Below are 10,744 nucleotides of genomic sequence, written 5' to 3'. Positions count from 1 at the left end.
CCACCCCGGATTTTTCCGGACTTCCGGGTCTCGCCAGAACAGCGCATTCTCTGTATGGTGCCGTCGATTGGGGATACCGCCGTGAACAGCACTTCAAGCTCGGCGTCCACGAGATGGGCGCTGATTTTCCTGACGACAGCGACGCTGGCGCTGGCCGGTTGCGGGCGCAAGGGCGGCCTCGATCTGCCGCCGACGGCGTCAGAGCAGTCGCGCGCCACGGCGGCGGCCGATGACAATGCGCGCGAGGCGGCAGCCAAGGGCAGTCTGTTCGATCCTTCCTACGGCATGAACAATGGTCCGGCGGCTTCCAAGGGCGCCAGGAAATCCTTCATCCTTGATCCGCTGCTCGATAGCCACTAAGGCGCCGGAGCCTTTTCCGCTTCTGATGGAATCAGGAGCGGGGCTCCATGATCTTGATGTGACGCGTTTTCTTCACGCGAACCGGTTTCTATCTCGCTTGAAAGCGCTCTAGTGTGGTGGTCCAGAAGTTCGCTTCCTCACCTCGGTGTGCCCTTCAAGCGAATTTCTGAATCCAGGAAATATAAAATTCGCTAGAGTCTGGTTCACCTGCGTTGACTCAGACTCGTCGCTTAACTTTTTATTTGAGCATGATCTTTTCCGAAAGCCGGTTCCCACTTTTCGGGATCATGCTCTGGTGTCCTTTCGAATCCGAAGTTCGCTACGGAAGGTGCTGCATCGTGAGGCGAACTTCGGGACACGAGGTCCATGCGCCACTTTGATTACCGCGACGGCGTGCTTCACGCCGAGGGCGTCAACCTTTCGACGTTGGCTGACGTCGTCGGCACGCCGTTTTATTGTTATTCGACCGCGACGCTGGAGCGGCACTACCGCGTGTTTGCCGATGCCTTCGCAGGCGTCGACCATCTGATCTGCTATGCCATGAAGGCCAACTCCAATCAGTCGGTGCTGCGGACGCTGGCGAAGCTCGGGGCAGGGGCGGATGTGGTGTCTGGCGGCGAACTCAAGCGCGCGCTGGCGGCAGGAATTCCCCGGGGCAAGATCCTGTTCTCGGGCGTCGGCAAGACCGAAGCCGAACTGCGCGCAGCGCTCGATGCGGACGTTCTCTGCATCAACGTGGAATCCGAGCCCGAACTTGATCTGCTGTCCAGGCTTGCGTCTGAAACCGGGCGCACGGCGCGCATCTCGCTACGCGTCAATCCCGACGTCGATTCCGGCACGCATGCCAAGATCTCGACCGGCAAGTCGGAGAACAAGTTCGGCATCCCAATCGCGCAGGCGCGCGCGGTCTATGCCCGCGCGGCAAAGCTGACCGGCATCGCGATCACCGGCGTCGACATGCACATCGGCAGCCAGATCACCGACCTTGGCCCGATGGAGGCCGCCTTCCGTCTGCTCGCGGATTTCGTCGTTGCGTTGCGCGCCGACGGCCACGCGATCAGCCATGTCGATTTCGGCGGTGGTCTCGGCATCCCCTATTACGAGGACCGCGCCGCCCCGCCGGAGCCACGCGCCTATGCCGATATGGTCAGGCGCGTGACCGGCAATCTCGGCTGCACGCTGGTGTTCGAACCGGGCCGCATGATCGTGGGCAACGCCGGCATTCTGGTGACGCGCGTGATCTACGTGAAGCGCGGCGGGGCGCGTAATTTCGTCATCATCGACGCCGCCATGAACGATCTGATCCGTCCGACTTTGTATGAGGCCTATCACCAGATCATGCCGGTGCGCGCGGCGCCGAAAGACGCGGCGGTGATGGTCGCCGACGTCGTCGGCCCGGTCTGCGAGACCGGAGATTTCCTGGCGCTCGAACGCAATCTGCCGGAGCCGCAAGCCGGCGATCTTTTCGCGATCATGACCGCCGGCGCCTACGGCGCGGTGCAGTCGGGGACCTACAATACCCGCGCGCTGATCCCCGAGGTGCTGGTCAGGGACGATCGGTACGCCGTCGTCCGTCCGCGCATCGAGGTCGAGCAACTCATTGCGATGGATGCGGTCGCGCCCTGGCTCTGATCGCGCATCCGGCGGGCGTATTCATCACCTGCGATTTCGGTGCGCTGCACTATGGATCACTATGGATAATGGAATTTGCAGTGCAAAATGCGATGCCTCAGCATCGGGCTGAACCGTTGCGCGACAAACTTCTATTTGATATGGGTGTGCGCGCCGCTCCCCTTAGGCACGCAAAACGGGCTATAGTGGGGCTGTTCCAGGATCGATGAGCCGGGGGTGCCGCTGCCGTCGATCCTTTTAGTTTCTAGTTTCGTCCGGGGCATTCCCGGTTTTCTTTGGTTCCTTTACCACTGGGAGTACTTCAGTAATGGCCTCTGGGAGCGATACAGTGCATTCAAACCGGACCAACGCTATTCTCGGCGCTCTGCTGGGAACATTGTTGTTTGTGCAAACGGTACGCATCATCGACGAGTCGTTCAGCGGGCCGGAGAAGCCGCACGCTGAAGCCACCCATAAAGCCACTGCCACGGAAGCCGCCGCCAAGCCGGCAGCTACTGACCCGGCGGCGTTCAATAAGTTGCTTGCCAGCGCTTCCGCCGAGCGTGGTGCCGGGCTCGTCAAGCAGTGCCAGATCTGCCACAACACCGAGGAAGGCAAGGGGGCCAAGATCGGTCCTGATCTCTACGGCGTGGTCAATCGGCCGGTAGCTTCGGTGCCGGGCTTCAACTACTCCGCCGCCTTGAAGGCCAAGGGTGGTAATTGGACTTTTGCCGAACTCGACAAGTGGATCGAAGATCCGCGCGCCTACGTTAAGGGCACGTCGATGAGCTTCGCCGGCTTGAAGAGCGAGAGCAAGCGCGCCGACCTGGTTGCCTATCTCAATACGCTCTCGAAGAGCCCGGCGCCGCTGCCGAAGTAAGAAGCATAGGTCTCCGAAAGGAGACCGATGCCTGCAGCAAGAAACGCTTGCTGCGTTCGATTGTGTCACGACCCATGGCGCTCGCGAGCATCTGCTCGCGTTCGCCTCATGGGGCAGGCGGTTCAGCCTTAGCTCTCAGCTAACGAGTTTTAGTCCGCAGCAGGTTTAGCGCGGGGCAAAGCCATTTCACGGCCTGCCTTGCGAATCTCCTTAAGTCTGCTCCTAAGTCTGCTCTCCTAAGTCTGCGATGGTCGACCGAACTGCTCTGTGAGCAGCCGCACTCGTTTGGCAGGGCCGAACCTGCATTTCAGCGGCGCTATCGCCACGTCTCATCAGTCTGTTTCCAAGTGGCATCCGCCCGCGGGTGTAACCGGCGTTGGGCGTCTGTCCCGTAGGATCTGACGTCCGCAAGCCATCAACGTCTTGCGGAAACCGCAAGGCGGACGACATGGAGCTTGCAATGTCTCTGGCGCAGGGTTGGTTTCGGGCAGCCAAGCAAAACTGAATGACCAGCCGCCGCTGCCGTTCTTCGAACGATCTCGGCGGATCGGCGTGATTTCATCAAACGCAACCGCCTTGAGTGGCAAATTACGTGCGGGCGGCCGGTGAAAGTGCCGGCTTGTTTTGTTGCGCTGCAAGATTGGAAGTCGTGGTCTTCGGTTTCCGAAGGGACGACAACTCCAATCTGCTCCCGATTGTGTTGGGCCACCTCGTTCCACCGGCTGGGTCGGTTTGACCCACAGACCTTTTTTCATGGGCTGACGCTGGTTCACAGACTGCCGGTTCACAGACCGACGCCGGGCCAGACGAGCGGCAATAGCGGAATGCGCGGCGCAGCCGAAGCGGCCGGATTGTGATGCGGCCGGCCGATGCTCTTGCCATCACCACATGTTGAGCACGGTGCGCGCCTCGTCCGACATCCGGCTGGGATCCCACGCCGGCTCCCAGACGATCGCGACCTTGGCGCCCTGCACACCGGCCACGCTCTTGACCGCGTTCTCGACCTGGCCAGGCAGTTCCGCCGCCGACGGACAGTTTGGCGACGTCAGCGTCATCTCGATATTGACCCTGCGGTCCTCGTCGATGATGATTTTATAAATCAGGCCAAGCTCATAGAGGTCGGCCGGAATTTCCGGATCATACACCGTCTTGAGCGCGCCGACGATGTCCTCTCCCATGCGCGCCATTTCGTCCGGCGGAACGTTCGCCGGCGAACCCGTCGGTTCGGCGGAGTCCGCGCCACCGGAGAAAACGCTTTCAGTGCCAGCCAGATTCGCCTCGTCGGTCATACAAATACTCCTGCGCTTTGGCGAACGGGTCGCACCAAGCGTTGGCCCGCGTAGTCTGGATGGGTGCGGATTCGGATTTGTTGTCTTCCGCTCGAACGTCGTCAAAGCGTTCGCCAACGCAGCCTCGTAGGCAGCGTACCTGCTTTACATAGCGCAGTTACAGGTCTTCTCCAAGCGCCAACAGAAGAACCTTGACCGGGCATATCGGTTCGGAGGCCTTGGAGCGGATGCTTGTCGCGCCGCGTGCCCCTCGATCGACCTGGCAATATCGACGCAGGGTGGCTAAGGAAGACTCCCGAGGATGGTCGGGGAATGATTCAGGACCTCCGGTTTGAGTAATTCTAGCAAGGACATGGATTTCTGAAGCGCGCCCGGCTCGGATGTGGCGAATTTTGGCTCAATTTCAGGGCAGAATGGCCGCTCTCGTCACCAGCTATCTGCTCGGAATGGAGTTGACGCGAACGTTATTGCCGTGGTAGATTTTAGCTACACCAATTTAGCATGGTTGGATCGTTGGACTAAGATACGCAACCGCCTTTCACGAGTTAAGAATCGGCGGAACGAGTTCGCATCGCGGGTATTGTTATTGATGTGGGGAGTGCGTAGTCCCAACCAGAGGAGCCCTTCATGTGCGACTACAGTCTGCATCACGTAGCGTCGCGGCCTGCCAAGGTCGCCGATAAGCTGGTTACGATGGAGCTTGCAAAATCCAACGTGCGCGGCTTTGCCGCCGTTGGCGAGCTCGGCCCCAAGCTTGTGATTCATGACAGCCCGCCTGAGCTGGCGGTCTGCCTGCTTCCTGGAACGGAACTCGCGTTTGACGAGAACGTTCAGTATGAATGCCCCCGCAGCTTTCTTGGCATAAAGTTCTCGGGCAAGGCTCGTGTCGATCACAAGGTCGCGAGCTTCCGGAAGGTCGATGTGGATAACCCGCACGTCCAGCACGATGCGCTGGAGTTCCCCAATGGGCAGGTTCTGAAGATTACGCAACTCGTAAGCGGCCAAACCGCGACCGTGTTGCAGTTGCCCGCCAACCCTCAGCAGGACGACGAGCACGATCATGCGCACGCTGGACATCGGCGCGCCCGCGATTCGCGTCTCGCTCTGAACCGCGCTTCGGGCAAGCAGGGAATGTTCGTGCCGAGCCAGGGCGCCGTGATGTTGTGGGATACGTTCCGTGGCACTGCCATTGATCTGTCCACGGCACTTGCGGAATCATTCCAGCGCTTCACCGCGCCGAAGCAGCCCTCTATCCTTGAGGCTGAATTGGCCGCTGGTATTGGTGCCGAGGTAAGCTTCCAGAACGGTGTGCCGACTGTGAAGACGCCTTCGGCTCAGAAGCCGGAGAGCAAGGTCAAGTCTGCCTCTGCCGCCTAGCTTTAAGCTAAGCTGCTTATTCGTCGACGACCGCGGTTACACGCGCTAACCTCCGAAGTGAGGGCGGCGCGTACCGCGGTCGACGCGTTTTTAGCATTGGCTTTTTTAAGCATGGGATGATGGATTTATAACGTTCGATGCGGCGCGTCTTTAACTTCACCTGATGATGCCTATCGCTTTTGCGTCAAGAACTCGCGTAAATGAAATCAAGCAGCGGCGTCCTGAATCCCCGAGCGGAGGAAGCCCGGTCGGACGAATGCGACGATAGGACTTTTGTTTTGGAGCACGATTTCAGGTGCTTGGTCCGGTCGCCTGGGATCCGGTCGGCGGGCGACTGGTAAAAGAAAGAAATCAATAAAGCGATTTTGATAACCAGCGTTCCACGGTCGCACGCAGGCTAGGCTCGCCCAGGCAACACGGTCGAGCAAAGGAAATCGGGCCGCCGGTCACGCCCAGCGTTTCGTAGGATCCAGGAAATCGACGAACTTGCTAGGGCTGCCTTGATGGTTCGGTCGATCAAATCTTCCGCCATATAGCGTTGTCGAATACGGGATATCCTAGAGCCCTTTCGCTTCGCTTCTGATGGGATCAGAAGCGAGGCTCTATGATTTTGAGGGGCTCTATGATTTTGATTCGGCGCGTTTTCTTCTTGTGAAGCGGTTACCACTTCGCTCGAAAACGCTCTAAGGCTTGTCCTCTAAGGCTTGTCCCAAGCATGCCACCGGCTCGTACGGTGAAAACGCATCAACCAACGTCGGCGTTTTCCGCTTCGGTTTCCGTCAGAAGCGCAAAGTCTCCTGGCGTCTCCATTCGTCGACCGACCAGTCGTTTTAGACTACCGAACTGACATACGACGCGACCGCACCATCGATTGCGTGCCGCGCCGCGAAAAGAAGAACCGCAGCATGGAATGGCCTGACCGCAGTCGTGCTGACGCTAGCGCCCCTTCCCTTTGAAAAACTGCCAGGATTATTTTCGCCCTCAGTGCATATTTGCCGCATAGTCACTGATGGATGTCGCAAGGCGCGCAAATGGAGTTGAAGCGAAACCCGAGGACGCATAGTATAACGAACTCTGCTTGGCCTCATTCAATAACATCAACATCCGGGATAGCGCCTTAGAATGCATGCTCTATTGAGAATCGTCGGAGTTATCACCCTGGTCGCCGGACTGGGCTTCATGGGACAGGGCTTCCGGTTTTACAACCTTCCCGCCGATAGCATCCTAGTCAGGCATACCGAATGGGTCTATTACGGCGCGGGGATGGCCGTGATCGGCTTTTTGCTCATCATTTTCTCGCGGCCCTCTGAGGAGCCGTAGAATTCGGAATGTCGCACGGGCAGGTCGATGGCATCCCGCCTTCGTCCTTCCGGCGATGGCCTTTGCGGTCCTCATTGCTCGTGCAGTGTCCATGATCGAGAGGACAATAGGCCGTGAGCAACACACTCGACCGCTGTCGAGCGGATCAGCAGTTGAGTGTGAGGGTATGCTGTTCAGGCTTGCAGCCAGCGGTTTGAACTGAGTCGCTTTATTGCCGCGCAGATGGCGTGTGCGAGCATGTGCCGTTGTGCCACGGACCATCTTCCCGGTTGCGAAATCAGATCGACCGATCCCCGATCCCCTGGACGCCCCTCGCGTCTGATCCGTTCGGATTGAAGCAACACTCGCATGTTCGGCCTGCTTCCTCTTCCTTGTGAGAGAAGGAAGGGTGGTCGGCAGATAAACCTCACCGGAAATCAATCGCCTGAAAGTTCGTGGCGGGCTCTCCTTCCATCGGAGGGGCGGAATCGCGCAGGGCAGCTATGAGTCAGCCGCTGCGAAGACAGACCTCAGCATGGATTTGGTCGCTCCTGTTTTCTCGCCGCCGTTGCCGTTGCGCGGGTTCGTCGAGCAGCGGTGCTCGCTTCGGAAACCGGCAGCGCTTGGTCGGCGGGATGACCATGCCGACGTGATCGGGCATTGAAGCCGACGACCCTGCCTCTCGCAGCGTTTGGATGCGCTCTGGCGTTGACGAGCGAAGTGGAATCCGGTTGGCGGGACAAAAGCGTCAAAACAAAAACCGATAGCCTTCACCGTTTCAAGCGGTGAAGGCTATCGGCGCTCACAATCAGCAGGTTATGGGTATCGTTTAAATCAGGCGATGCAACTCTGGAATCCCTCGGCGATTTTCTCTTCCGGCAGATTGCGACCGATGAAGACCATGCGGCTTTCGCGCTTTTCGTCCTCTTTCCAGGGGCGCTGATGGTCGCCGTCCAGAATCATATGCACGCCCTGGAATACGAAGCGCCGATCCTCGTCCTTGAAAGCGAGGATGCCCTTGCTTCGCAAAATGTTGGGACCCTCGACCTGCACCAGATCCTCGATCCAGGCGAAAAATTTATCCGCGTCCAGCGGTTTTTCGGTCCGGAACGAAAGCGATTGCATCTCCTCGTCGTGGTAGTGCTTGAGCCCCCCGGTGTGTTCCTCGTGCTTGTGATCATGATGGTCATGGTCATGATCATGATGGTGGTCATCGCCGTGATCGTGATGATGATCGTGGCCATGGTCGTGGCTGTGGTCCTTGGCTTCGAGGAAGGCCGGTTCGAAATCGAGAATGCGGTCGAGATCGAAGGCGTTGCGCTCCAGGATCTCGTTGAGCGGGATCTGCGCCCGCTGAGTCCTGTGCAGCATGGCGTAAGGATTGATGCCGCGGATGCGCGCTTCGATCTCGCTGAGTTCGGCTGCAGATACCAGGTCGGTCTTGTTGATCAGAATCACATCGGCGAAGGCGATCTGGTTCTTTGCTTCGGGAGCATCCTTGAGCCTGTCGTTGAGCCACTTGGCGTCGGTGACGGTGACGACCGCATCGAGTTTGGTTTTACTTCCAACGTTCTCGTCGACGAAGAAGGTCTGTGCCACCGGCGCCGGATCAGCGAGTCCCGTCGTCTCCACGATAATGGCGTCGAACTTGCCGTTCTTTTTCATCAGGTCGGCAAGGATGCGCATGAGATCGCCGCGCACGGTGCAGCAGATGCAACCGTTGTTCATCTCGAACACTTCCTCGTCGGCGCCGACGACAAGATCGTTATCGATGCCGATCTCGCCGAATTCGTTGACGATGACGGCGTATTTCCTGCCGTGCTCCTCCGAGAGGATGCGATTGAGCAGTGTGGTCTTGCCGGCGCCGAGATAGCCGGTCAGCACGGTGACCGGAATTTTATCAGTCATTTGGTTCCTCCGCTGGTCCAGCTATATAGGCATCCAGCCGTTTTGCATCAATTGCCGCGAGGGCTCGTTCCCGGCGTCGGGCTTGACGTTTGTCGCAGCCGCCTGACTGGCTATCGCTCGGTTTCCTGCTTCGCCGCATCGGGCTGGGTATCGTCCGCCTCGCGCGTCAACAGGCCGGCGCGCAATAATCCGGCGATGAAGATGTCCGGGCTCACGGTTGAGATGTGAATGCCTTCCTGGAACATGCGATCCGCCACCGCTTCCATATAGGCACGATCGCTCAGGTTCTGTTCGTTCCAGCTTGACTCGCGCAGACGGGTGATTGCTTCAGCCGATGAGGCGGCCTCGATCAACAGCCCCTGATTGGTACGGTACCGCATTGCTTATACTCTCCTTAGGCCGCTGTCTCTGCGTCTCCGGCATCAGCCGGTCACAGGCTGCGGCTTGTTCGTGAGGCGATCTGATCAGGTTGATGCACGGGACCTGTTCGAATAGCGCCGGATTGCCAATCCAGCCCGTTCGTCCCGCTACTTTGCCCGCTGCGACCGACGATAGCTTGCTTCCCGCCGTTGCTATGAAGAAATTCCGGCCCTGTCGACTGAAAATTATGGCTTCCCCATGGTCCAGGGCGGGGACCCGCGCGTTAGGCGCCGGCCGCAATCCCATGGCGAAGATAATATCGGACGGCTTCCGCGCACGTCCGGATCGGCACGTCCGGATCAATCGGCGAGAACGACCATTTCGCCTTCGATGACCTGATATTCGGCTAAAAGCTCTGGAGTGGCTTCGGAATCGACCGTGATTTCGGCGTCAGGAAGGCACTCCTTGACGGCTCGAAGAGCCGCGGCCTGGTCGGCGATGGCGACGAGGATGAATTCGTGGCGCAGTGCACCACTGGCCCCTCTGCCGGGTCTTACGGAACTGATTTTCCAACCTTTTAGCATAGCCCCGTATGGCATGGATTCTTGCTCGCGTACATATGCGATTTGACGATCGTTGCTCGTTCCGCGCCGCCTTACCCCCGCAGATTTCGGTTTTAAGACCGACGAATTGTCAGGGACATAAGGCGTTCGCACGCTTCAAGTATGTCGCAGTGCAATATCGGACATGTGCCGCGCGCAGGGCGCGCTGCGATCCCTCCTTGGAGCAGCGCACAGCGAGCCTCCGTCCGTCCGCAAACGGATAGACGGACCATCGCCCGTTTTGAAGCGCGCCCCGAATCTGCTGATGCCCGAAAATGAGGTGCGGTGCGGCTTCGCTCGATGCATTACCCGTTCACCGGCTGTTTGACGCGCGTCGCCGCAACGCCGTTATCCATTGAACCCGAGGTATTGCGATTGTAAACGTGCGGCCTTCGAAGAGGATATCTGATGCCGGAAACTACGCTAAGCTCGCTCGTTCGCGTGTTGAATCGCCCCGTCCATTTCCCGAAGTCCGGTCAGGACGGATGTCTCGTTGTCGGGGAGGCGCCCACGCCGTTCGTGCCGCCAAGGCTGGAAATCGAGGAGAGCGACCTATCTGCCTTGGAGAAGGAGATCGTTTTCATCGAGGCGTCCGCGGCGATCGGCAAAAGCACATTGGCAAGGCAACTGTCCGCGACGCTCAAGGCGCCCATCCTCGACCTGGCCAAGGTGCCCGTTTCTGCCGGCTCTCTCCAGGCGATGCTGGCTGATCTGGAAGCCGCCGACAATAGCGATCCGCTCGCCGCGTTTCACGAGGGGACGATACCGGTCATTGTTGACGCTCTCGACGAAGGACGGTTGCTGTCGAGCCAGTCGGGAATCGAGCAGTTTCTCGCATCCGTCGCCGAATTTTTGCAGAGCGACCGACGCGTCATCTCGCGACCCAAGCTGATCTTGCTGGGAAGGTTCGAGTCGATCGAACTGGCGCGGCAGCAGCTCAAACTCGCCGTGCATGGGCTTACGCATGTCACGGCCAACGTCGAGTTCTTCGACAAGGAGGGAGCCAGGCAACTGATCCACGCCTATGCCGCAACAGCCGCGCGACCCGGTTCGCACTA

The 10,744-nt window shown here is 59.0% G+C and carries 9 protein-coding genes and 1 pseudogene; 6 read left to right on the top strand and 4 right to left on the bottom strand.

Going from position 1 to position 10,744, the window contains the following annotated elements:
• The first annotated feature begins 54 nt into the window (after positions 1-54).
• The 3 genes from BGN91_RS08820 (at position 55) to BGN91_RS08810 (ending at position 2,851) form a co-directional block, all read left to right on the top strand.
• Positions 55-360 carry a lipoprotein gene (locus tag BGN91_RS08820; protein WP_292612367.1) on the top strand — a complete coding sequence of 102 codons (306 nt, stop codon included), beginning with the start codon at positions 55-57 and terminating at the stop codon, positions 358-360.
• Between the two features lie 366 nt (positions 361-726).
• On the top strand, positions 727-1,992 hold the full coding sequence (gene lysA, locus BGN91_RS08815) for a diaminopimelate decarboxylase (protein ID WP_292612349.1): 1,266 nt from the start codon (positions 727-729) through the stop codon (positions 1,990-1,992).
• Positions 1,993-2,320: 328 nt separating this feature from the next.
• Positions 2,321-2,851: a cytochrome c family protein gene (locus BGN91_RS08810; RefSeq protein WP_292612348.1), complete on the top strand. Its 531-nt coding sequence runs from the start codon at positions 2,321-2,323 to the stop codon at positions 2,849-2,851.
• An 881-nt stretch (positions 2,852-3,732) separates the two neighbouring features.
• Here the strand turns inward: BGN91_RS08810 and BGN91_RS08805 are convergent.
• Complete coding sequence (locus BGN91_RS08805) at positions 3,733-4,140, bottom strand: DUF59 domain-containing protein (protein ID WP_292612346.1); 408 nt, start codon at positions 4,138-4,140, stop codon at positions 3,733-3,735.
• Between the two features lie 627 nt (positions 4,141-4,767).
• Here BGN91_RS08805 and BGN91_RS08800 point away from each other — a divergent pair.
• Complete coding sequence (locus BGN91_RS08800; protein WP_292612344.1) at positions 4,768-5,517, top strand: hypothetical protein; 750 nt, start codon at positions 4,768-4,770, stop codon at positions 5,515-5,517.
• 1,122 nt (positions 5,518-6,639) lie between these two features.
• Complete coding sequence (locus tag BGN91_RS08795) at positions 6,640-6,837, top strand: hypothetical protein (RefSeq protein WP_292612341.1); 198 nt, start codon at positions 6,640-6,642, stop codon at positions 6,835-6,837.
• An 813-nt stretch (positions 6,838-7,650) separates the two neighbouring features.
• On the opposite strand, the gene BGN91_RS08790 is transcribed toward BGN91_RS08795, so the two are convergent.
• The 3 genes from BGN91_RS08790 to BGN91_RS08780 all read right to left on the bottom strand — a co-directional run bounded on the left by BGN91_RS08790 (position 7,651) and on the right by BGN91_RS08780 (position 9,683).
• Positions 7,651-8,724 (bottom strand): GTP-binding protein, encoded by a 1,074-nt coding sequence (locus BGN91_RS08790; RefSeq protein WP_292612340.1) that lies wholly within the window; start codon positions 8,722-8,724, stop codon positions 7,651-7,653.
• Between the two features lie 110 nt (positions 8,725-8,834).
• Complete coding sequence (locus tag BGN91_RS08785; protein WP_292612338.1) at positions 8,835-9,077, bottom strand: hypothetical protein; 243 nt, start codon at positions 9,075-9,077, stop codon at positions 8,835-8,837.
• A 366-nt stretch (positions 9,078-9,443) separates the two neighbouring features.
• Positions 9,444-9,683 (bottom strand): hypothetical protein, encoded by a 240-nt coding sequence (locus tag BGN91_RS08780; RefSeq protein WP_292612336.1) that lies wholly within the window; start codon positions 9,681-9,683, stop codon positions 9,444-9,446.
• Positions 9,684-10,094: 411 nt separating this feature from the next.
• On the opposite strand from BGN91_RS08780, the pseudogene BGN91_RS08775 reads away from it, so the two are divergent.
• A pseudogene (locus tag BGN91_RS08775) lies at positions 10,095-10,744 on the top strand (hypothetical protein); the annotation flags it as partial.

It is taken from the genome of Nitrobacter sp. 62-13 (assembly GCF_001896955.1).
In the GTDB taxonomy this organism is placed as follows: domain Bacteria; phylum Pseudomonadota; class Alphaproteobacteria; order Rhizobiales; family Xanthobacteraceae; genus Nitrobacter.
The sequence above is the reverse complement of the archived record's forward strand: the minus strand, read 5'-3'. Positions and strand labels throughout refer to the sequence as shown.